We start from the raw sequence: 20,618 nt of genomic DNA, 5'->3' as shown, positions 1-20,618 counted from the left end.
CTCCCGCGATGCGTGCAACCTTCGGTTCAACCCACGATCCTCGCGACGCTCCGTGATACCCTGACCACACATGGCGCGGCGAACGGCACCTCAGCGACGTGTGGTCGTGGGCGGCGAAGGGGGCGCCCGGCGGATGATCATGGCTCCGTCCGTGGCCCCGCTCGACGAGCTCGCGCTCGATGATCGCCCGCTCGCGATCGAGCGCAGCGCAGACGCGCGCCACCTGATCGTCACGCTCCCCTACGAGCTGTGGATCATCGACGCCAAGACGCTCGCGGAGCAGCGCACGATCCCGCTGAGCATGGCCCGACCGTCGGTCGTCGAAGGCTGGGAGGGCACGCTGTGGATCGGCGGCCAGCATTTGTTCCGCGGCAGCCTCAGCTCGACCACGGTGACCAAGGCCGGCACCAAGCTCGGCGGCTACGTGGATCACGTGACGCTGGTCCGCGACGATCTGCTGTGTGGCGTCGGGACCCAGGGTGAAATGCTGTGGGACATCGACCGCGGCGCGCCCGTCCACAAGCGCAAGTCTCCGGGCCCCGCTGCGATCGCCGTGGTCGCCAGCGCCGACGGCCGCGCGGTGTTCAGCGATGGCAGCGCGACCGCGTGGGTGATCGATCCAGCCCACCCCGCTGGCTACGCGCAGCTACGCCTCAACGCGACCAGCCCGGTGCCCGTCAAGGCCGAGTCGATCGTGTGCCTTGGTCGCACAGATGGCACCCGCGGCGGTCGGGTGTTGCTCGCGGCCAAGGACGGCGCGGTCGGGTGGACCGCACGAGATCTGCGGCTGGCCGGCGAGCGGGTTCCAGCTGGCAAGCGCGACATGACTCCGCTGGCGATCGCTGGCGACGAGCGGTGGGTATATGTGCTGCGCAGCCGCGGCACCTTGCAGCGGTTCCTGATCGCCCAGCCCAACCCAACCCGCGGCGGCGCGGCCGGCTCCAAGCACAAGGGCAAGAAGCGTCACCCCCAGCAGCCGCTGCCCGGTCAACAGACCGGCGAGCTCGAGCCGCCGCCGCTGCCCGAGGCGCAAGAGGTCCGGCTCGACAAGTTGGCCGAGTGCATGACCTTGCTCGTCGACGACGACAAGCGCAGCTTGGTGCTTGGCGGGCCCAAGTCGGACGCCCGGCTCGGTCGGCTGTGGACCGTCGATCCAGACGCGCTCGAGTGGACCGAGCTGCAGCTCGGCGAGCGCACGCTCGAGCCGCTGCCGCCGCCACCCGACCCAGACGCCGAGCCACCGCCGCCGCAGCGGCCCAGCTTCATCGCGACCAAGCACAAGCTCAGCGGGCCCAAGATCTCCGCCGTGTCGGTCGACGACATCGTCGGCAAGGTGGGCGACGCAGGGGTCGAGTACTGGCTGACCCACGGCAGCGGCACGCTGCTAGATCGGCCGACCGAGCGCCGCAGCGTCGAAGACACCCTGCCCGGCGACGCGATCTTGCTGCCCGCGATGGTGCGCTTCAAAGCGGGCACCGCCCGTCCAGCATTGCTGGTCTGGCCCGGCGTCGTCGAAGACTACGACGGCGCGCCGCCGGAGCCCCAGCTGCTGGTCTGGGGCGACGATCCACGCGCCTGGATGGCCCTCGAGACCCCGCAGCTGCGCGATCAGAAGTGGGCTCGGACCGACGTGTTCCCGATCCAAGTCGCGCTCAGCGGCGTGCCCCAGGGGCTCCCCGGCAAGCGACACCCGCTCGATCCCAAGTGGAACGATCCGCAGCACTTCGAGGCCATGGCCAAGGAGTGCAAGAAGCTGCTCAAGGTCCTGTGGTAGCTCGGCTCAGGCCGAGGCAGGCAGGTCGGGCAGCTTCCGGTTCGCCGGCCGCAGGAACCACGACGCAAACGTCAGCGCGACCAGGACCAGCGGGGCCACGATCTCACTGGCTTCGTTCGACATGATGTGCGCGTAGGCTGCTCCGACAAAGTCGATCACCACCCCGGCGTAGGCCCACTCCTTGAGCCGCGCGAACTTCGGAGCCAGGATCGCGGCCGCCGCCAGCAGCTTGGCGACGCCCAGCAGCGGCGGCAGATACAGCGGCAAGCTCAGCCGGGCCATGGCCTCGACCAGATCCGGCGGGCCGACCAGGTCCATGATCCCGCTGGCGATCAAGACGAGGCCGAGCAGGCCGGTCGTGACCCAGTAGCCAATCTTGCGTGCCTTGGAGTCTTCGGACATGGCGCAGTCTCGCTCATGTCGTGGGCTGGGAGCCAACTTCGTCGATATCAGTCGTGCGTGAGTGACGCGTGCCGGGCCTTCTCGCTGCATGTATGATCTCGGAGCATGGGCGAGCCAGCGACGCATGCGACCTACGCCGAATACCTCGCGCTCGAGGCTGCCAGCGAGGTGCGCCTCGAGTTTGTCGACGGGTGCGTCTACGCCATGGCGGGCGGGACACCCGAGCATGCTCGTTTGGCGATGGCGATCGGGGCAGAGCTGCGCGTGATGCTCCGCGCCAAGGGCTGCGCGGTGTACAGCAGTGACCTCAAACTTCGCATCGACGCGACCAACCGCAGCACCTACGCGGACGTCGCCGTGGTCTGTAGCGAGGAGCAACGCTCGGACATCGATCCAAACGCCGTGACCAACCCGGCGATCATCGTCGAGGTGCTCTCGCCTTCGACGGAGGCTGCCGATCGCGGCGAGAAGTGGCGCCACTACCAGCGCCTGCCCTCGCTGCGTGAGTACGTGTTGATCTCTCAGGGCGAGCCCTACGTAGAGGTCTTCCGGCGCGAGGGTGACGAGTGGATCTTGCGGACCAGCGTCGCGGGAGGGTTGCTCGAGCTGCCCTCGCAGGGGGTCTCGATCGCCGTCGACACGATTTACGCGGATCCACGCTCAACCTAGTCGCCCCATCCAGATGGCGGCGGGCGCGAGTGGCGCGAGCCACGGCGCGGTCACGTGAGGTAGACTCGAAGGGTGAGTGAAGTCAAACCTCGCTCGCGCTTCGAGCAACTCTACGAGGAGTACCGCGCGCTGCCGCCCCACACCCGGGCCGAAATTGTCGCAGGCGAGCTCCGGGTACTTCCGCGCCCACGGCCTCGCCACACACGCGCCGCGAGTGCGCTCGTCGTGCGCCTCGGTCACGAGTTTGGCTGGGACACGAAGTCGGGCCCAGGTGGCTGGGTGATCCTGGTCGAGCCCGAGCTTGCCTTCGGTGAGCAGATCCGCTGTCCGGACCTCGCTGGCTGGCGGGTCGAGCACTACGTCGAGCCGGAGGACAACCCGATCACGCTGGTCCCCGATTGGATCTGCGAGGTGCTCTCGCCCTCGACTGCGCGCAGCGATCGCGTGGAGAAGATGCCCCTGTATGCCGAGCACGGGTCGGACACCTGTGGCTGGTCGATCCCCTCGCCGAGACCCTCGAAGTGTACCGTCGCGAGGGCGCGCTGTGGCTCGTGGTCTCGACCCACGGGGCCGCGCCCGACGCTCGCCCCGAGCCCTTTGGTGCCGTGCCTTTCGACGTCGGGGCTCTGTTCCGCAAGCCGGGCTAGGACCGCAACCTCGAGGTTCTGGTGGTTCTTGGTTCGTGATCTGCGTCTTCACCCGACACGCAAGTGCGAACCGCGAGCGTCGCCGTCGCTGATCTGACTCTCTTACGAAAAGTTACGCGTCGCGTTGCTTTGCGCGAGAGGGTTAGCAATGGCGAGTCCGTGGGCGCACGCTACGGTCAGGCAGGAAGAGCCTGGGGGTTCACCCACTCAACCGGGAGGAAGTCAGGGTCGAGAGGCAGGAAGTCCTTGTCCGTGGTGAGAAGCCACCCGTTCGCGGCCACGGCGACCGCCGCGATCCACAGGTCGTTCTTGCCCATCGTGTTCCCGTTCTTCCGCGATGCGAAGTCGATGTCCGCGTAGGCGTCGAGGACGCTCGAGTCGTTGATGTCCACGACGACGAGCTGTTTCAACAAGTCGAGGAGTACCTTCTCCTTCTCGGATCCCCAGCCAAACTGCTTGGCGAGAGAGAGGCACTCTCCAACGGTTGTCACCGAGATGAGGGGCCGTACCGCGGCCGAAGACAACTCGTAGGTGCTGTCCAGGTGGCGGCCGGGGGCCTTGCCACGGACCAGATGAACCAGGATGTTCGTGTCGAGTACGACCAGCCCCGGCCTAGCTGTCACGAGATCTGCCCCAGAGCGGCTGCGATCTCATCGTCAGTCTCTTCGCCGGGCCACTTCCCAATGATCGCGGCAAGCCCCGAGCGCGGACCCTGAGCCACGCGGTACTTGTCCGGGCTCGTCCTCTCCTCCAACAGCGGCCGGGGAATCCGGGACCAGATTGAGGTGGTCTCTCCGGCGGGCTCCAAGTGCTTTGCTTCAACGCGGAGGAGGCTCCCGCTGGGCCGGAAGACCGCTTCGCCGCTGACGATGACGAGCCGACCGAAGTGTTCAGCAAGCTCGTCCGGCGAGATCGAGTCATCGGCGACGCCGTTCAGCGAGCCCTCGTCCATCAGAAGCGTGAAGCGTCGGTTGCTGTGCTTGATCTGCTCGAGCTTGCCCGCGACACGAACCTGTCGGGAACCGGGCACCGTGGCTTTGAGGCTTCCGATCGCACCCATGCGCTCGGAGTCGATGACCAGCTTCTTGGCTCCGTCGAACTCGATCTCGGCGAAGCCGCGACGAAACACGCGGTCCAAGCGGCCGAACGTCCGCAGCAACCCCGCGTCGAAGTAGTCGCTGTTGGTCTCGTTCGCCGCAGCGTCGCCCAGTCCGACGAGGAACAGGTCGAGCGCCGACTGCTCCGTATCCACCTCGTCGAACATGTCGGTCTGCGCGAAGTAGTCCGGTGCCGCCGTCCTCAGCGGCTGCGTTGCGACCACCACTTGGGTCGAGCCCTCGCGGATTCCGGTCACGTCGAACGCCGCAGCTTGATCGAGCCACGCGGGGGGTTGTCCGCGGGCGGAGGAGCGCCCCTCGCAACGGAGCCTCACTGCTTGCTGGCAGCCCTGGAGGACGACATCGAGGAGGTCTCGCAGAACGGCGGCGGCGACGACCGTGCCCCGAGCGGCGGGTCCGCGGAGTGAGATCTTGTGTTCAGTCATCGTCGCCTCCTTCGTCCTGGCCTTGGGCGGCACAGCAGGGAGTGTAGCTCGGAAGCCGGCAGCGAGATCCTCAGCCTCGCCGGACCGGAGGCCAAGGAACTCGTCGGCTCGACCGTCCGCGAGGTCCGAGTTCACGCCGACCGCACGATGCACGCGGACCTCTACGAGGCCCGGACCCGCCGCGCCACCATGCCCCAAAAGCAAACCCCGCGGGGACCGTGCCAAGCGGTCCGATGCGGGGTTTGTCTCAGGTAGCTCCGGCAGCAGGACTCGAACCTGCGACAAGTCGGTTAACAGCCGACTGCTCTACCAACTGAGCTATGCCGGAATAGCAGCTCTGTCTGACGCGGAGCAGGGGTCTAGCCGACGCTCGCGTCACCGTCAAGCCTCGACGGACGCTCCCCTGCACAGCTGGAACGCAGACGCCGCGGGCTTGGATCCGAGCCCCGCGCAGGCCCACCGCGGTCCGCGTGCCCCCAGGTCCACGGGTTCGCGCGGCCGCAAACAACCCAGCTGTCGCTGTAAGTCGGGTTTCCAGGCCTGCGTTCGCCGCCGCACCACGGACACCCCGCCATGCGACGCCTCTCGATTCAGCTCACCTGCCTGCTCCTTCTGCTCCCCGCCCTCGGTCTTGGCTGCGCCGCCCAGAGCCCCGAAGACCACGCATACCCGAGCCCCTCCGAAGAAAAGACGGCGATGGAGCCGTCGTACGAGGGAGACTACGCCGAGGCGGCTCCCGGGAGCTACGACTACGCCGATGACATGGCCGCTGGCGAGGCCGAGAGCGCGCCCGCGCCCGCTGCCCCCGCAATGGATGGCCCGAGCGGCGGGTCCGGAGCGACCAGGGCGGCGTCCGGCGGCGACGGGGTCGGCGGCATGGCGATGATGGACGAGGCGCCGTCCTCCGCCAGCCCCAGCCCCGCCAAGTCCAAGGCTGACAAGAAGGGAGAGGGTGCCATGCGCGAGCGCCCCTCCGAAGAGTCCGCCAAGATCGCCGCCGAGCACGACCGCCGCGATCGCAACATCCAGTCCGGCACCCTGACCGCCGGCAGCTTCGATGACAACCTCAACCCCTGGGTGTTCGACAAGTTCGTCGACCAGGCCCGCAGCCAGGCAGATCTGTCGCAGCTGGCCTCGGCCTTTGCGACCCAGCGCACGGTCCTGCGGGTCCAGGACACCCAGGGGCGCCCGGTCGGCAACGCCAAGGTCGAGATCGACGGCAAGCACATGATGACCCGCAGCGACGGCCGAGTGGTCTGGGTGCAGGGCTGGGACAGCGGCCGCCAGGGGCAGGGCAAGGCCAAGATCAGCCACGGCAACGCCAGCGCGACGGTGAGCATCAACGACCAGATCGAGCAGCTGGTGACCCTCAAGGACACCCAGGGCACGCTCCCCGATCAGCTCGACATCGCCCTGGTGATCGACGCGACCGGCAGCATGGGTGACGAGCTCGAGTTCCTCAAGGTCGAGATCCGGGACATCGCCGCGGCGATCGAGCATCACTTCCCCGGCGTGGATCAGCGCTTCGCCCTGATCGTCTACCGCGACACCGGTGATCAGTACACGACCCGCGTGTTCGACTTCACGGGCAACCTCGAGCGGTTCCAGAAGGATCTTGGCGCGCAGTCGGCCAACGGCGGCGGCGACTACCCGGAGGCGATGGACGCCGCGCTGGTGGCAGCGGAGAAGCTCTCGTGGCGCAACGGTGACACCGCGCGCGTGACCTTCCTGGTCGCCGACGCGCCGCCCCACGCCAACAAGGTCGACGACACGCTCGACGCGGTCGACGGTCTGCGCAGCATGGGCGTGGCGGTGTACCCGGTGGCCAGCTCCGGCGTCGCAGGCGAGGCAGAGTTCGTGATGCGGGCCGCCGCGATGCTCACCGGGGCCCAGTATCTGTTCCTGACCGACGACTCGGGCGTCGGCAACCCCCACGCCGAGCCGCACATCCCCTGCTACACCGTCGAGCAGCTCGCCCCGCTGATGGTCCGCACCGTCCGCTCGGAGCTGGCCGGGCGCCGGGTCGAGGCTGAGCCGCAGTTCTCGATCCGCACCGTCGGCGAGGGTCAAGGCGGCGTGTGCAGTCAGCCGCGCCGGACGACCAAGCTCGCCAAGTAGCTCGCCAAGTAGCTCGCCAAGTGGCTCGCCAAGTCGTCTGCCAGCTAGCCGACCAGTCGACCGAGGTCTCACTCCCGCCGCCCTGCGCTCGCGCGCACGGGCGGCGTCCTCGTTTCACGGGACCAGCAGCACCTTGCCGAAGTTGTTTCGGCCCTGAATATAGGCGTGGGCCTCGGCGGCCTGATCAAAGCTGAACTCACGATCGATCACGGGCGTGAGCGTGCCGTCGCCGACCTTGTCCATGACCTGCTCGAACAGCGTGCCGAGCCGATCGATCTCGTGCCACAGGTGCCCGAGGTTGATGCCAAACACGCCGCGGTTGTTGTCGAGCAGGTCGAAGGGCTTGAACTTCGGGGTCTTGACGAGACCCTTGAGGATCGGCATCAGCCGGCGCTTGTCCGAGGGCGCGAAGCTCGAGGCCCCGAACATGAACAGGCGCCCGCAGTGGCGCAGGCATCGGTAGCTTTTGGAGAACGACTCACCGCCGACGGCGTCGAGCGCGATGTCGACCCCGCGACCCTCGGTGATCCGCATGACCTCGGCCTCGAAGTCCAGGTTGCGGTAGTCGATGCAGTGATCTACCCCGACCTCGCGCAGGCGCTCGTGCTTGCCCGCGCTCGCGGTGCCGATCACCGAGGCCCCGCGATGCTTGCAGATCTGAAGCGCGGCCTGGCCGACACCACCAGCCGCCGCGTGGACCAGCACGGTGTGGTCCGCGTGGACGTTGCCCAGCTCGACGAGCATCAGCCACGCGGTGAGGTAGTTGACCGGCACCGCGGCGGCGGCGGTCATGGAGATCCCTTCGGGGATCCGCACGGCCTGGGCGCGAGGAATGCAGACGACGTCCGAGTGCCCGCCGAACCGAGTCAGCGCGACGACCTTGGCCCCGAGCTCGATGTCGCTGGCGCCCTCGCCGACCGCGTCCACGACACCCGAGACCTCGTAGCCCACGACGCAGGGGATCGGCGGCATGTCGGGGTATAGGCCCATGCGCGCGCTGATGTCCGCGAAGTTGAGGCCGCTGGCGGCGACGCGGATCCGGATCTCGCCGGGTCCAGGCTCGGGGTCCGGCGCCTCGCGTAGCTCGAGCACCTCGGGCTTGCCGGCGCGACTGATCCAGATCTGCCTCATGGGCGCGCAGCTTAGTTCAGCAGCGGGCCGCTGTCGTCATCATCGTCGTCATCGTCCTCTAGATCGTGCAGGCCTGGCTCGCGGCCGCCAATGAGCTCGAGGGTTCCGCCGCTGTAGTGCGAGCCAAAGGTCTGGACCAGCGAGGCGACCTGATCTAGCGCCGAGACGGCCAGCGTGAGCTCCAGCGAGCTCAGCGGATGGATGAACGCCGCGAACAGCAAGCCGTTGGAGCTGCCATAGCGAGCGTCGAGCGCTGTGTGAAAGTTGGCTTCGAGGACCGCATTTTTGGTCTCCTCGTCCATCTTGCTCAGCTCGGTGACCGGCGCGATGAAGCGCATGCGATCGAAGCTGGGGTCCGTCAGGCACGCCATCGGGACGCCTTGATGCGCGAACTGCCAGTGCGTTTCGGTACGCCGAAAGTCTTCGGTGGTGCGCGCGAGCAGGGCGGCGAGTTCATCGAGGGTCATGGCTTCAGTCACCTTAGCGCGACGTCAGCGCTGAACCACGACAGTGCCGGCGATTAAGTCGTGCAGGGTCTGCCGCTTGTCGGTGAACAGCGCCAGCAGATACCCACACCCCAGGGCCAGTCCCGAGACCCAGCGCCCGACCCAGCGGATGCTGGCCTGGGTGAAGCTCAGCTGCCGGCCGTCGACACCCTGGACCGCGAGCCCCATCGCGCGCTTGCCGAGCGTGGCCATCCACCCGCTCGACTCCTGGACGGCGAAGTACAGCCAGCTGATCACCGAGGCGACCACGCCGTGGCTGTCGGTGCCGAGCAGGCCGCTGATGATCGAGGTCACAAACCCGATCAACACGAGATCGATGAACAGCGCGACGGCTCGCGGTGCCATTCGTCCGTAGCCAGTCATGAACCAACTCTACGACGATCTCGAACCAATAAAAAAGCACCCAACTGGCGATGCCAGCTCGGTGCTCTTTTACTGGCAGAGGTCCGACGCTTTAGTAGCGGAGGCGGACGACGTCTCGCTCGAGCACGACGGTGTCGTGGCCGGAGCAGGGGTAGACGACCTCGAGCTCGACGGGGGTGCCCTGCTCGCCGCGGATCATGTTGGTCCACTGCTGCATGTGCTTGGGGCTCTCTCCGTCGACGCTGAGCAGCACGGCGCCGGGGAACAGCTTGCCGTCGGCGGGGCTGCCCGCGAACACGCGAGCGACGACGAAATCACTGCCATCTTGGGTCAGCTCCACACCGATGCCCGAGTAGCTGTAGTAGCTCTGGACGTTGGCGCGCTGCGACATGCTGCACGGATGTGCGGCGATGCGCTGGGCGACCGCGGCGGCGGTGGTCATGGTGCCGGCGACGACGATCGCACCAAGTGAGATGCGACGAGCGAGGCGCCAACGGGCGAGGGCAGACGAGTCAGTCTTCATGGGGGTCCTCCGTACCAGGCCCCAGTGTTTCACAGACCCCGACGCGTTGCCAGTGTGGGTTATCAGCTCGGGCCAGGTTTCTGGCGCGCCTGCGGGCAGCGTTCGCAAACTGGGTCATTGGCGGGAAACTGACACCGGTTGGAATCGAGCTTCAGCGCCGAGCGTCGGTCTCGCCGGCTGAGCGTCGATCTCGCCCGTCACCGCGCTCCACTTATTTCCTTGCCAGATCGAACTCAGTTAGCTTCGCCGCCATGATCCGACCTTCGACCGTCCGCGCATTGGCGCTGTTCACGCTTGGCGCTACAGCGCTGTTGGGCTGCACCGAGCCGTCTGGCACGGGTGGAACAGTCGACGCACCGTCGCCCGCGGTCGAGCCTCAGGCGCCCACGCCCCCGGCCACCGACGCAGCCCCTTCAGAGGATCCAACCGTGCTGGCGACGGGCGATCCCGCGGCCGTCGGTGAAGAAGATGCAGCGGCCGACGCCGTCGCGGTTGGCGACGAGGCCGAAGCCGCAGCAGACGCACCCGAGCCGGTCGCGCTGCTCGAGCCCCGTCGCGTGTTGATCGTCGGCTCGTCGTTGGCGGCGACCGGGTTCGGGGCCGTGCTCGAGGACATGCTCGACGCCAACCCGGACATCGTCGCGTATCGCAAGGCCAAGAGCGCCTCGGGGTTGTCGCGTCCAGACTTCTTTGACTGGGATGATCAGGGCAAGCGCCAGGTCGAGTTCCGCAAGCCCGATCTCGTGATCGTGTTCATGGGCGCCAACGATGGTCAGGACATCGCGCCGTGGAAGAGCGAGAGCCGCGTGGTGTGGGACACCGACGGCTGGCCTGCCGCCTATCGCGGTCGGGTCGACGACTTCCTGGCCAGCGTCACCACCCCCGTGGACGGCGAAGATGGCGCAGAGGTGCTGTGGCTCAGCCTGCCACAGGTCACCAGTCCCAGCCTGGAGCGCAAGCTGAAGGTGATCCGCGAGATCCACGAACAGGGCGTCGGCGCGCTCGGTGACGCCGGTCTATACTTGGACACCAACCAATATCTGGTCGATGAACAGGGTGCGTTGCTGAAGACCATCAAGGTCAAAGGCAAGCAACACGAGCTGCGCAGCGAGGATGGTGTGCACTTCACCATGCCAGGCTGCGAGTATCTGGCCGCGAAGATCTACCCAGATGTGCTCGTCGCGCTTGGGTTGCCGGCCGAGCCATCAGCCGAAACAAGCGAATGATCAATGCCGAGTGAGCCCGAGCGAGAGTCATCACAAGCCGAGCCGCCCCCGTCGGTCGCTCATGGTCGCCCTCGCTCGTTGTGGCTCGCTCTGCCGCTCACGCTGACCTTCGGGTTGGGCATCGGCTCGCCTGCGGTCGCGACAGCCTCGCCGCCGAGTGATCGCGGCAGGGTCAATGCCGAGGTCAATGCCGAGGCCGAGGTCGAGTTGGGCGATCTGCCCTCACCCGAAGATCTCCCCGACATCCTGCCGGAGGTCACGGCCGAGTCGAGCCCGCCCCCGCAGGCCAAGTCGAAGTCGGACAAGCACGAGCCCGACGAAGACGAGCCTGACGAAGACGAGCCCGACGAAGACGAGCCCGACGACAGCCCGAGCGCGGCCGAGCCTCCGCCGCCCGAGCCCAAGGTCGCGGCCCCCAAGATCAAGAAGCTCAAGAAGCCCAAGTGGATCAAGCACACGATCCTCCCGGGCGAGCGGCTCGATGACATCGCCACCCGCTACGACGTCCGCACGGGCTCGCTGATCCGCTGGAACAAGCTCGACGAGAGGCGGCCGCAGCTGTTCGCGGGCCGCGATCTCGCGGTCTACACCAAGCACATCCCGCCGCCCCAGCAAAAGCTGATCTACACGGTCAAGTCGGGCGACACGTGGAACAAGATCGCCAGCGCGCACCACGTCGACGTGGATCTGCTGCGCTTGCGCTGGAACTCCAAGGTCCCGCGCAAGTTCAAGGCCGGGCAAGAGCTGGTGATCTGGGTCGACCCGCTGAACAACCCAGATCTTCTGCGCGACGCCGACGAGACCCGGACCAAGGCGAGCGCGGGGACCAGCGCCAAGTCTGCCAGCGTGAGCTCGTCGAGCACCGCGAGCGCGGCCTCCGTGTCTGCTGCCAGGCTGCCGCTGGTCAAGATCAAGACCGGCTCGGTCTCGGTCGGCAAGCCCAATCGCGGCAAGCTCGTCAACGCGCTCGCGCTGCCCGAGAACAAGGTCCTGTACACGATTCGCAAGCCAGACGAGTGCTTTGGCAGCAGCCACACCCTGCACAATCTGCAGCTGGCGATCGCCAATTTTCGCCGCGCGACGGGGTTCAGCGGTGAGTTGGTGATCGGCGCGATCAGCAAGCGAGGTGGCGGCCGGCTCAAGCCGCACTCGTCGCACCAGAGCGGCCGCGACGTCGACGTCCGGCTGCCGGTCAAGTCGGCGAGCGGCTCGTCGGACAACATCGACGACGTCGACTGGGACGCGACCTGGGCGCTGATCCAGGCGCTAATCTCGACCGGCGAGGTCCAGTACATTTTCTTGAGCACGAGTCGGCAAAAGCGGCTCTACAAGGCCGCCAAGAAGGCCGGGGCGAGCAAGGACATGCTCGAGCGCACGATCCAGTACCCCAGCAGCTCGGGCACCAACAACGGGATCGTGCGCAACGCGAGCGGCCACACGGCGCACTTCCACGTCCGCTTCAGCTGCGCCGCCAACGAGACTCGCTGCGAGAGCTACTGACTCGCCCGCAGCCGAATTTCGGCGGGTCGCAACTCGCGGGCCGGGCCGTGGTATTTCATCGCCCGCATGGACCCGCGCACCTATTTGCTGAGCATCGACCACCTGCTCGACGATGACGAGCGGCTGACCTGGAAGGCCGCCCGCGACTTTTGTCAGACCCGGGTGATGCCCGTGATCGAGCAGCACTACGAGGCCGGCACCTTCCCCAAGGAGCTGATCCCCGAGTTCGCCGAGATGGGCTTCCTGGGCTGCTCGATCGAGGGCTACGGCTGCGCCGGCCTCAACCCGGTCGCGTACGGCACGATCATGATCGAGCTCGAGCGCGTGGACTCGGGCATCCGCTCGTTTTGCTCGGTCCAGACCGCGCTGGCGATGTATCCGATCTCGGCCTACGGCACCGAGGAACAAAAGCAGCGGTGGTTGCCGCGCATGGCCGCTGGCGAGCTGATCGGCTGCTTCGGCCTGACCGAGCCCAACTCTGGCTCGGACCCCGGCTCGATGCGCACCCACGCCAAGCAAGACGGCGAGGGCGGCGACTACATCTTGAGCGGGCAAAAGATGTGGATCACCAACAGCCCGATCGCGGACCTGTGCGTGGTCTGGGCCCAGACCTTGGATCACGGCTCGGACACGCCGGTGATCCGCGGGTTCGTGGTCGAGCGCGGCATGGCTGGGCTGAGCACGCCCGAGACCCACGGAAAGCTGAGCTTGCGGGCGTCGATCACGGGCGAGATCGTGCTCGACGAGGTCCGCGTGCCCAAGGACAACATGTTGCCGGGCGTGCGCGGGCTCAAGGGGCCGCTGAGCTGTCTGACCCAGGCGCGCTACGGGATCGGCTGGGGGGCCGTGGGCGCGGCCATGGACGTGTACGAGCGGGCCCGCCAGTACACCCTGGATCGCGTCCAGTTCGGGCGCCCGATCGCGGGCTTTCAGCTGACCCAGCAAAAGCTCGTCGAGCTGCACAACGAGATCGGCAAGGGGCTGCTGCTCGCCTATCACTTTGGCCGGCTCAAGCAGGCGGGCCAGCTCGATCCCTCGCAGGTCAGCTACCTCAAGCGCGACAACGTGCGCATGGCTCGTGAGGCCGCCCAGACCGCGCGGACCATGCTCGGCGGCAACGGGATCATGGGCGAGTTCCACATCATGCGGCACCTGTGCAACCTCGAGACGGTGTTCACCTACGAGGGCACCCACGAGATCCACACCCTCGCGATTGGCCGCGCGCTCACGGGCCTGAGCGCGTTCTCCTGAACGCGAGGGGTTTGCATGGCGGGCCGTGTTCGGATCTTGCCCGCGCGTGGGCAGCTGCTGATCTCCACGGATCTGCACGGCAACCACGAGGACTTTCGGCGGCTCCGCGCGGTGTTCGATAGGCTGTGCGAGGCCGCCGAGCACCCGGATCTGGTTCACTGGGCGTCGCTGGGTGACCTGGTTCATGGGCCCAGCCCGGTCGCCCGCCAGCGTGACGCGCTGCGGTTTGGCTACCCCGACGAGAGCGCCGCGCTGGTCGAGGCGATGATCGAGCTGCGCGCGCGATTTCCCGCCAACTTCCACTTGCTGCTCGGCAATCATGACCACGGGCACATCGGCGGACCGCACACCAGCAAGTTCTATCGTGATGAGGTCGAGATGCTCGAGCGACGGATGTCGGCCGACGCGATCGCCCGGATGCACGCGCTGTTTCGTGGCGCGCTGCTGGCCGTGGCGGCGCCGTGCGGACTGCTGCTGTGCCACGGCTCGCCCGACGAGCAGATCCCTTCGCTCGATCAGCTCGGCGCGCTCGAGCCATCGGGCGAAGCCGAGCTGGCTCAGCGATCGATGCTGCGGACCTTGCTGACCAGCTACGGTCAGGCCGGCGAGACCACCAACAAGCTGCTGCGCCAGCTGTCGCAGCCAGGGCTGGACCTGCGCGTGGTCGTGCATGGCCACGACGTCGATCTCGACGGTTGGTACACCGAGCACGGCAACCAGGCCTGCCCCGTCTTGTTTGGTGCGCCGCCGTCCAAGCGGCGCTACCTGGTGGTGGACCTGGGCGCCCGCTACGAGCGGGCCGAGGACCTGCGGGAGGGCTTCGAGGCTCGCCACCTGTATCCCGAATTGGTGTGACACCCGCGTCTTGGTGGCGGTGCGCTGCGGAAAACTGCGAAGAATCCGGCTCCAGCTGAAGATCGTTGGCGCGAGCGCCGGTGGCATGCAAGCTACCAAAGCTGTCATGACCTACGCACCTTCGACCTTGATCTCTCGTCTGTTCACCTTGGCGCTGCCGGGCATGCTCGCGCTCGCGGCCTGGTCTCCGCAGGTCGCCGACGCCTGCGGCGGGACCTTCTGCGACGCCGGCCCGCAGGTCATGCCGGTCGATCAGACCGGCGAGAGCATCATCTTTTGGATCGACGAGAGCGGCGGCCAACCACACACCGAGGCGCACATCCAGATCCAATACGAGGGCGACGCCGAGCGGTTCGCGTGGATCATCCCGGTGCTCGAGGTCCCCGAGGTGTTGGTCGGCTCGCAGGCGCTGTTCAACAACATGCTGCAGGCCACGGTCCCGACCTTCACGATCAACAGCACCTCGATCGGGGATTGCGGCGGGTCGTTCGGGATCGGCTGCGCAGCCGCAGATTTCTCGGCTGGTGGTGATGGACGCAACGAGGCCTTCAGCAGCGGGGGCGACGGCGGGGACACCGACGGGCCCGAGATCCTCGATCGTGGGTTCGCGGGCGCGTTCGAGTACGTGACGCTGACCGGCGACAACATCGCCGAGATCACCGACTGGCTCGATCAGGCCGGCTACGCGCAAGACCCCGACGCGCCGCCGATCCTCGAGGAGTACCTCGAAGAGGGCTTCGTGTTCGTGGCGGTCAAGCTCGCCAGCGGGGCCGGGGTCGACGAGATCCATCCGCTCGCGGTCCGCTATCCGGGCGTCGAGCCCTGCATCCCGATCCGGCTGACCCGGATCGCGGCGGTCGACGACATGGCGATCCGGGCGTTCTTCCTGGGCGACGAGCGGGCCGCCCCGCAGAACTGGCCGCACGTGGAGATCAACCACTCGCGCTACGACTGGGTCAACGGGCCGAGCACCAACTACAACGAGATCGTCAGCCTCGCGATCGACGAGGCGGGTGGTCGGGGGTTTGTCACCGAGTACTCGGGCACCGACGCGATCATCTCGACCTCCGGCGTGTTCGAGTCGAGCTGGAGCCTGTCGGCGCTCGAAGGGATCGCCGCGGTCGACGTGGTCGACGAGCTCACGTCGCAGGTCCTGATGACCTGCGACGGGCTCGAGTGCATCTTCAGGCACCCGCAGGTCGAGGCGCTGCTGAACATCTACCTGCCGGCCCCCGACGGCGTCGCCGCCCACACCTATTGGAGCTGCGTGTCCTGCTACGAGGGGCTGATCGATGAGACCGCGTGGGGCACGCAGCCGGGCTTCGCCGCGGACTTCGAGGCGCGGATCTACGGGCCTGCCCAGCACGCGCTCGAGATGCTCGACAACGCGACCCAGCTGACCCGGCTGTTCACGCTGCTGTCGCCCCACGAGATGATCGAAGACCCGCTGTTTCACACCACCAGCGGGCTGCCGACCGTCGACAACAACATCGGCGCGACGCGGGTCAACGACTGCGATGGCGGGCCGTCCTACATCGAGCTGCCGGACGGTCGCACGATCGCGCTGGACAGTGGCGGGTCGATGCCTGAGCTCGACGGCAACCCGGCCGCGCTGCGGATCGAGCAGGTCCCGATGATGGGCCCGCCGCAGGTCGAGACCGACAACGGCGACGACATCGACGGCCTGCTGAAGGCCTGGAACGACGACCAGCTCTCGGGCCCCGAGCCGGGCTGCTCGATCGGTCGCGTCGGCCTCGAGGGGATGCTGGCCATGTTCGGGATGTTTGGGATCGCCTGGTTCAGCCGCGGGCGTAGGCGCTAGAGCTAGAGTTAGAGATAGTCACCAGAAAGAAGCACCGACATGCTGATTCGCAACTCAATCAAGCTGCTCGCGCCCGCCCTGTTGGCGGCTGTGGTCGTTCCTTTGGTGGTCGCCGCGCCAACCACCGCCGAGGCCTGCGGCGGGACCTTTTGCGACGCGGGTCCGCAGGTGATGCCGGTCGACCAGACCGGCGAGAGCATCATCTTTTGGATCGACGAGACCGGCAGCGAGCCCTACACGGAGGCGCACATCCAGATTCAGTACGAGGGCGACGCCGAGCGGTTCGCGTGGATCATACCGGTGCTCGAGGTCCCGGAGGTGTTGGTCGGCTCGCAGGCGCTGTTCGACAACGTGCTGCAGGCGACGGTCCCGACCTTCACGATCAACACCACGTCGATCGGGGACTGTGGGGGGTCGACCGGGCTCGCCTGCGCCACGGCCGAGTCGAGCGAGATCGACTTCGCCGACGACGGTGGCGGGACCGGTCTCACAGGTGGGGACACCGACGGGCCCGAGATCCTCGATCGCGGGTTCGCGGGCGCGTTCGAGTACGTGGTGCTGACCGGCGACAACATCGCCGAGATCACCGACTGGCTCGATCAGGCCGGCTACGCGCAAGACCCCGACGCGCCGCCGATCCTCGAGGAGTACCTGCAAGAGGGCTTCGTGTTCGTGGCGGTCAAGCTCGCCAGCGGGGCCGGGGTCGACGAGATCCACCCGCTCGGGATCCGCTATCCGGGCGTCGAGCCTTGCATTCCGATCCGGCTGACCCGGATCGCGGCGGTCGACGACATGGCGATCCGGGCGTTCTTCCTGGGCAACGAGCGGGCCGCCCCGCAGAACTGGCCGCACGTGGAGATCAACCACTCGCGCTTCGACTGGGTCAACGGGCCGAGCACCACCTACAACGAAGTCGTCAGCCTCGCGATCGACGAGGCGGGCGGTCGTGCGTTCATCACCGAGTACGCGGGCACCGACGCGATTGTCTCGACCTCCGGGGTGTTCGATCCGCAGTGGGACCCGGCGGCGTTCGAGAACGCCGAGCTGCTGACCTTCATCGATCTGCTCGTGTCTCGCGGCCTCATGAGCTGCACGGACGGCGAGTGCACGTTCGCGCACCCGCAGCTGGAGGTGCTGTTGAACATCTACCTGCCGGCCCCGAGTGGCGTGAACGCCCACGAGTTCTGGAGCTGCCTCGAGTGCTTCCAGGACCAGATCGACCTGACCGCCTGGGACGCGCAGCCGGGCTTCGCGGCGGACTTTCAGACCCGGATCGTCGGCCCCGGTCAGCACGCCCTCGACATGCTCGACGACGCGACCCAGCTGACCCGGCTGTTCACGCTGATCTCGCCTCACGAGATGATCGAGGATCCGCTGTTTCACCCGGCTGGCGGGGTGCCGACCGTCGACAACAACATCAGCGCGACGCGGGTCAACGACTGCGACGGCGGGCCCTCGTACTTCGAGCTGCCGGACGGACGCACGGTCGCGCTGACCAACGGAGGCACGATGCCCGAGCTCGACGACAACCCGGCCGCGCTGCGGATCGAGCGAGTCCCGATGATGGGCCCGCCGCAGGTCGAGCTCGACAACGCCGCGACGATCGACGCCACGCTCAGCGCCTGGAACGACTCGCAGCTGACCGGCCCTGGCCCAGGCTGCTCGATCGAGCGCCTGGGTCTGCAGGGCCTGTTTGGGTTGCTGGGGATCTTCGGGATCGCGTGGTTCAACCGCCGCCCCAAGTCGGTGCTCTAGCGAACGCTCTGGGTCCACTCGACCGCCCACACCGTGCTGCCTTGCAGCGCGACGGTGGTCCGCAGTGACGCGCGGACGGCCTCGATCCACGGTCGCCCCTCGGGCCCGACGCTGGCCGCGAGCTCGTCGATGACCATCCCGATCCCGATCGGCAGCGAGTCGGCGCGGGCCCCAGCTTGAACGGCCACGAGCTGCTCGAAGCTGCCGAGGATGTCCTTGATCGTGGGCTCGCCCGGGTAGACCTCGAGACCGACGTCGGGCTCGACCTTGCCGAGCTTGGCCGCGGCCGCCAGCGCCTGCTCGAGCCCGCCGAGCTCGTCGACGAGCCCGCGCTCTTTGGCGGCGACGCCGGTCCAGACCCGACCCTGGGCGATCTCGTGGACGGCGTCGCGGTCCATGTTGCGACCGGCGGCGACGCGCTGGACGAACACCTCGTAGGTCTGCTCCATCATGGCGTAGACGATCTCGCGCTCGTCCGGGGTCCACGCCTGCATCGGCGACCACAGCAGCGCGTGCTCGCCCTTGGTCACCGCGAAGCTCTTGATGCCGAAGCTCTCGAGCGCCTTGCCGAGCACCAGCTTGCCGCCGACGACGCCGATCGACCCGGTCACGGTGTCGGTGTCGGCGAAGATCTGGTCGGCGCCCGCGGCGATGTAGTAGCCGCCCGAAGCCGCGACCCCGGCCATCGACACGACCACGGGCTTGGTGGCCTTGAGCCGTTCGACCGCGTGCCAGATCTGCTCCGAGGCCTGGGCCGACCCGCCGCCAGAGTCGATGCGCAGGACCACGGCCGCGACCTTGTCGTCGGCGGCGAGGCGGTCGAGCACGGGGACCAGCTGACCCGAGGCGATCTCGGTCGTGGCTCCGATCGCGCCGCCGCCCTTGCCGTCGATGATGTTGCCGACCGCGTAGACCAGCGCGACGTGGGGCTCGCTCGGGCGCTTGGGCCCCGCCATGCCCAAGAAGCGCTGCAGCGCGAGGGGGTCGGACCACGGCTTGTCCGTCAGCGTGACGTTCTTCCACCCGCGCTCGCCCGTGACCCGGGTCAAGAACGGCTCCCACGCTTCGACGCTGTCGATCAGGCCCCGCTCGGCCGCGGCTTCGGACGTGAACAAGCTCTGGTCGATCCACCCGGTGACCTCGGCTTCGGGCTTGCCCCGACCCTGCGCGATGCCGCTGACCATGGTCGCGTAGGCCTGATCCACCAGCGCGCCGAGGGTCTCGAGCATCTCGGGCGAGGGCGCGTCGCGGGTCAGGGGCTCGGCCGCGCCCTTGAACGCGCCGACGTGCAGGAAGTCGGCTTGGACCTCGAGCTTGTCGAGCAGGCCCTTGAGGTGGATGGGCGTGGCCGCGGGTCCGGGCAGCATCAGCGTGCCGACGGGGACCATGGCCAGCTCGTCGCAGACCGAGAGCAGGAAGTAGCTGGTGTTGTTCAGCGACTCGGCGTGACAGTGGAGCTTGCGGGCGCCCTCTGCCTTGAACTCGGTCAGCGCCGCGCGCAGCTCGACGCCGCGGGCCATGTCCAGGCTCAGATCCCCCACTCGCAAGACCAGGCCCTCGAGCTGCGGCTCGGCGGCCAGCTCGCCGAGCTTGTCGAGCAGCGCCCGGGTCCGCAGGCTGCCGCCGCCGCCGCCCGCGAACGCCAGCGGATCGAAGGACTCGACCTCGCCGACGCTGCCGGACAGGTTCAGCACGCGCAGGTGCGGTTGATCGGCGGCGTAGTTGGGCGACTGCTTGGGTGGATCGTAGGGGCCCGGCTCGTCGAGCTTCTTGGTGAACATCGCCGCCAAGGGGTTGTTGGCGAGGCCCGCGAGCGGGTTGCTGTCGTCGTCTTTGTCGCTGTCCTCGTCCTTGGACGCGCGGTCCTTGTCGTCCTTGTCGTCCTTGTCGTCCTTGGACGCGCGGTCCTTGTCGTTGGGCGAGCTGTCACAGGCGGGCAGGCAGAGCAGACAGGAGGCGGCGAGGGCGAGGCTGAACTTGCGCATGGTGACTCGTGGGTGCGGTCCCTGCGGAGTTTCGCACAGGATTCCGCCGACCCAACCGGGGGGCCCAGACCAGGCTGCGCGCGAGCGATTCCCGCCTGCCGCGTGAGCGCGTATGGTCCGGCGCATGAGCTCCCCACCGACCACGCGCGGCGGCCTGGCGATCGTGTGGTGGGCGGTCCTGGGGATCGTCGCGCTATTGCTGCAGGCGATCGTGCGGTTGCTGCCGCGGGCGCTCGAGCCGGTGCTCGATGGGTCGCTCGAGCTTGGTGGGGCGCTTGCCTACGTTGGGTTGATCGGCTTGTTCGCGTACAGCGAGGGGTACCGGGGGTTTCAGCGCAGCTTTTCGCCGCGGGTGGTGGTGCGGGCGTTTGCGTTGGCGCGGCGGGGAGGGTGGATGGTGGTGGTGGCGCCGGTGATGGCGATGGGGTTGATCCATGCTTCGCGGCGGCGGTTGATTGGGTCTTGGGTGTTGTTGGTGGGGATCGTTGGGTTGATCTTGTTGGTCGGGCAGCTCGAACAACCTTGGCGGGGGGCGGTGGATGCTGGGG

Annotated in this window: 19 protein-coding genes, 1 tRNA gene and 1 pseudogene; 12 read left to right on the top strand and 9 right to left on the bottom strand. The window is 67.6% G+C overall.

Annotation, left to right across the window (positions count from 1 at the left end):
* The first annotated feature begins 151 nt into the window (after nucleotides 1–151).
* Nucleotides 152–1,774 (top strand): hypothetical protein, encoded by a 1,623-nt coding sequence (locus ENSA7_RS38160; RefSeq protein WP_146158617.1) that lies wholly within the window; start codon nucleotides 152–154, stop codon nucleotides 1,772–1,774.
* Between the two features lie 6 nt (nucleotides 1,775–1,780).
* Here the strand turns inward: ENSA7_RS38160 and ENSA7_RS38155 are convergent, their stop codons facing one another.
* Nucleotides 1,781–2,176: a DoxX family protein gene (locus ENSA7_RS38155; RefSeq protein ID WP_106094358.1), complete on the bottom strand. Its 396-nt coding sequence runs from the start codon at nucleotides 2,174–2,176 to the stop codon at nucleotides 1,781–1,783.
* Between the two features lie 105 nt (nucleotides 2,177–2,281).
* Between ENSA7_RS38155 and ENSA7_RS38150 the strand changes: the two genes are divergently transcribed.
* The 3 genes and pseudogenes from ENSA7_RS38150 (at nucleotide 2,282) to ENSA7_RS45950 (ending at nucleotide 3,492) form a co-directional block, all read left to right on the top strand.
* Nucleotides 2,282–2,845: a Uma2 family endonuclease gene (locus ENSA7_RS38150; RefSeq protein ID WP_106094357.1), complete on the top strand. Its 564-nt coding sequence runs from the start codon at nucleotides 2,282–2,284 to the stop codon at nucleotides 2,843–2,845.
* A gap of 72 nt (nucleotides 2,846–2,917) precedes the next feature.
* Nucleotides 2,918–3,271: pseudogene (locus tag ENSA7_RS46025) on the top strand (Uma2 family endonuclease); the annotation flags it as partial.
* Between the two features lie 95 nt (nucleotides 3,272–3,366).
* A complete protein-coding gene (locus ENSA7_RS45950; RefSeq protein ID WP_280524067.1) occupies nucleotides 3,367–3,492 on the top strand; it encodes a hypothetical protein in 126 nt (41 codons plus the stop codon).
* A gap of 176 nt (nucleotides 3,493–3,668) precedes the next feature.
* Here ENSA7_RS45950 and ENSA7_RS38140 read toward each other — a convergent pair whose 3' ends face one another.
* From ENSA7_RS38140 to ENSA7_RS38130, 3 genes are all read right to left on the bottom strand, one after another.
* Nucleotides 3,669–4,115 carry a type II toxin-antitoxin system VapC family toxin gene (locus ENSA7_RS38140; protein WP_106094355.1) on the bottom strand — a complete coding sequence of 149 codons (447 nt, stop codon included), beginning with the start codon at nucleotides 4,113–4,115 and terminating at the stop codon, nucleotides 3,669–3,671.
* The gene (locus ENSA7_RS38135) at nucleotides 4,112–5,035 is read right to left on the bottom strand and encodes a hypothetical protein (protein ID WP_146158616.1); all 924 of its coding nucleotides are present in this window, start codon (nucleotides 5,033–5,035) and stop codon (nucleotides 4,112–4,114) included. Before ENSA7_RS38135 ends, ENSA7_RS38140 begins: the two co-directional genes overlap by 4 nt.
* A gap of 255 nt (nucleotides 5,036–5,290) precedes the next feature.
* A tRNA-Asn gene (locus tag ENSA7_RS38130) sits at nucleotides 5,291–5,363 on the bottom strand.
* A gap of 245 nt (nucleotides 5,364–5,608) precedes the next feature.
* Between ENSA7_RS38130 and ENSA7_RS38125 the strand changes: the two genes are divergently transcribed.
* Nucleotides 5,609–7,153, top strand: a complete 1,545-nt coding sequence (locus ENSA7_RS38125; RefSeq protein ID WP_106094353.1) for a vWA domain-containing protein — start codon at nucleotides 5,609–5,611, stop codon at nucleotides 7,151–7,153.
* 114 nt (nucleotides 7,154–7,267) lie between these two features.
* Here ENSA7_RS38125 and ENSA7_RS38120 read toward each other — a convergent pair whose 3' ends face one another.
* From ENSA7_RS38120 to ENSA7_RS38105, 4 genes are all read right to left on the bottom strand, one after another.
* A complete protein-coding gene (locus ENSA7_RS38120; RefSeq protein WP_181234510.1) occupies nucleotides 7,268–8,284 on the bottom strand; it encodes a zinc-binding dehydrogenase in 1,017 nt (338 codons plus the stop codon).
* An 11-nt stretch (nucleotides 8,285–8,295) separates the two neighbouring features.
* Entirely contained in the window at nucleotides 8,296–8,751 is a 456-nt protein-coding gene (locus ENSA7_RS38115) for a hypothetical protein (RefSeq protein WP_106094352.1), read from the bottom strand.
* Between the two features lie 24 nt (nucleotides 8,752–8,775).
* Nucleotides 8,776–9,153 (bottom strand): RDD family protein, encoded by a 378-nt coding sequence (locus tag ENSA7_RS38110; RefSeq protein ID WP_106094351.1) that lies wholly within the window; start codon nucleotides 9,151–9,153, stop codon nucleotides 8,776–8,778.
* A 91-nt stretch (nucleotides 9,154–9,244) separates the two neighbouring features.
* Nucleotides 9,245–9,676: a PDZ domain-containing protein gene (locus tag ENSA7_RS38105; protein ID WP_146158615.1), complete on the bottom strand. Its 432-nt coding sequence runs from the start codon at nucleotides 9,674–9,676 to the stop codon at nucleotides 9,245–9,247.
* Nucleotides 9,677–9,927: 251 nt separating this feature from the next.
* On the opposite strand from ENSA7_RS38105, the gene ENSA7_RS38100 reads away from it, so the two are divergent.
* From ENSA7_RS38100 to ENSA7_RS38075, 6 genes are all read left to right on the top strand, one after another.
* Nucleotides 9,928–10,902 carry an SGNH/GDSL hydrolase family protein gene (locus ENSA7_RS38100; RefSeq protein WP_106094349.1) on the top strand — a complete coding sequence of 325 codons (975 nt, stop codon included), beginning with the start codon at nucleotides 9,928–9,930 and terminating at the stop codon, nucleotides 10,900–10,902.
* A 78-nt stretch (nucleotides 10,903–10,980) separates the two neighbouring features.
* Nucleotides 10,981–12,402 carry a penicillin-insensitive murein endopeptidase gene (locus ENSA7_RS38095; protein ID WP_106094348.1) on the top strand — a complete coding sequence of 474 codons (1,422 nt, stop codon included), beginning with the start codon at nucleotides 10,981–10,983 and terminating at the stop codon, nucleotides 12,400–12,402.
* A gap of 66 nt (nucleotides 12,403–12,468) precedes the next feature.
* Nucleotides 12,469–13,653, top strand: a complete 1,185-nt coding sequence (locus ENSA7_RS38090; protein WP_106094347.1) for an acyl-CoA dehydrogenase family protein — start codon at nucleotides 12,469–12,471, stop codon at nucleotides 13,651–13,653.
* A gap of 15 nt (nucleotides 13,654–13,668) precedes the next feature.
* Nucleotides 13,669–14,508, top strand: coding sequence for a metallophosphoesterase family protein (locus tag ENSA7_RS38085; protein WP_106094346.1), 840 nt, complete (start codon nucleotides 13,669–13,671; stop codon nucleotides 14,506–14,508).
* 106 nt (nucleotides 14,509–14,614) lie between these two features.
* Nucleotides 14,615–16,330, top strand: a complete 1,716-nt coding sequence (locus ENSA7_RS38080; protein WP_106094345.1) for a DUF2330 domain-containing protein — start codon at nucleotides 14,615–14,617, stop codon at nucleotides 16,328–16,330.
* A gap of 39 nt (nucleotides 16,331–16,369) precedes the next feature.
* A complete protein-coding gene (locus tag ENSA7_RS38075) occupies nucleotides 16,370–18,085 on the top strand; it encodes a DUF2330 domain-containing protein (RefSeq protein ID WP_106094344.1) in 1,716 nt (571 codons plus the stop codon).
* Here ENSA7_RS38075 and sppA read toward each other — a convergent pair.
* Nucleotides 18,082–20,070 (bottom strand): signal peptide peptidase SppA, encoded by a 1,989-nt coding sequence (sppA, locus tag ENSA7_RS38070; protein ID WP_181234509.1) that lies wholly within the window; start codon nucleotides 20,068–20,070, stop codon nucleotides 18,082–18,084. The genes ENSA7_RS38075 and sppA overlap by 4 nt on opposite strands.
* Before the next feature lie 124 nt (nucleotides 20,071–20,194).
* Between sppA and ENSA7_RS38065 the strand changes: the two genes are divergently transcribed.
* Nucleotides 20,195–20,618 (top strand): hypothetical protein (locus tag ENSA7_RS38065; RefSeq protein WP_146158614.1); only part of this gene is annotated, 424 nt, incomplete at its 3' end.

It is taken from the genome of Enhygromyxa salina (genome assembly GCF_002994635.1).
Classification (GTDB): domain Bacteria; phylum Myxococcota_A; class Polyangia; order Nannocystales; family Nannocystaceae; genus Plesiocystis; species Plesiocystis salina_B.
Note: the sequence above shows the minus strand (reverse complement) of the source record. Positions and strands in the feature narration are given on the sequence as shown.

Excerpts from the sequence above, each read along its gene's own strand:
- ENSA7_RS38155 (WP_106094358.1), bottom strand. The coding sequence starts at position 2,176 with ATGTCCGAAGACTCCAAGGCACGCAAGATTGGCTACTGGGTCACGACC.
- ENSA7_RS38150 (WP_106094357.1), top strand. The coding sequence starts at position 2,282 with ATGGGCGAGCCAGCGACGCATGCGACCTACGCCGAATACCTCGCGCTC.
- ENSA7_RS38135 (WP_146158616.1), bottom strand. The coding sequence starts at position 5,035 with ATGACTGAACACAAGATCTCACTCCGCGGACCCGCCGCTCGGGGCACG.
- ENSA7_RS38125 (WP_106094353.1), top strand. The coding sequence starts at position 5,609 with ATGCGACGCCTCTCGATTCAGCTCACCTGCCTGCTCCTTCTGCTCCCC.
- ENSA7_RS38120 (WP_181234510.1), bottom strand. The coding sequence starts at position 8,284 with ATGAGGCAGATCTGGATCAGTCGCGCCGGCAAGCCCGAGGTGCTCGAG.
- ENSA7_RS38115 (WP_106094352.1), bottom strand. The coding sequence starts at position 8,751 with ATGACCCTCGATGAACTCGCCGCCCTGCTCGCGCGCACCACCGAAGAC.
- ENSA7_RS38110 (WP_106094351.1), bottom strand. The coding sequence starts at position 9,153 with ATGACTGGCTACGGACGAATGGCACCGCGAGCCGTCGCGCTGTTCATC.
- ENSA7_RS38105 (WP_146158615.1), bottom strand. The coding sequence starts at position 9,676 with ATGAAGACTGACTCGTCTGCCCTCGCCCGTTGGCGCCTCGCTCGTCGC.
- ENSA7_RS38100 (WP_106094349.1), top strand. The coding sequence starts at position 9,928 with ATGATCCGACCTTCGACCGTCCGCGCATTGGCGCTGTTCACGCTTGGC.
- ENSA7_RS38090 (WP_106094347.1), top strand. The coding sequence starts at position 12,469 with ATGGACCCGCGCACCTATTTGCTGAGCATCGACCACCTGCTCGACGAT.
- ENSA7_RS38085 (WP_106094346.1), top strand. The coding sequence starts at position 13,669 with ATGGCGGGCCGTGTTCGGATCTTGCCCGCGCGTGGGCAGCTGCTGATC.
- ENSA7_RS38080 (WP_106094345.1), top strand. The coding sequence starts at position 14,615 with ATGACCTACGCACCTTCGACCTTGATCTCTCGTCTGTTCACCTTGGCG.
- ENSA7_RS38075 (WP_106094344.1), top strand. The coding sequence starts at position 16,370 with ATGCTGATTCGCAACTCAATCAAGCTGCTCGCGCCCGCCCTGTTGGCG.
- sppA (WP_181234509.1), bottom strand. The coding sequence starts at position 20,070 with ATGCGCAAGTTCAGCCTCGCCCTCGCCGCCTCCTGTCTGCTCTGCCTG.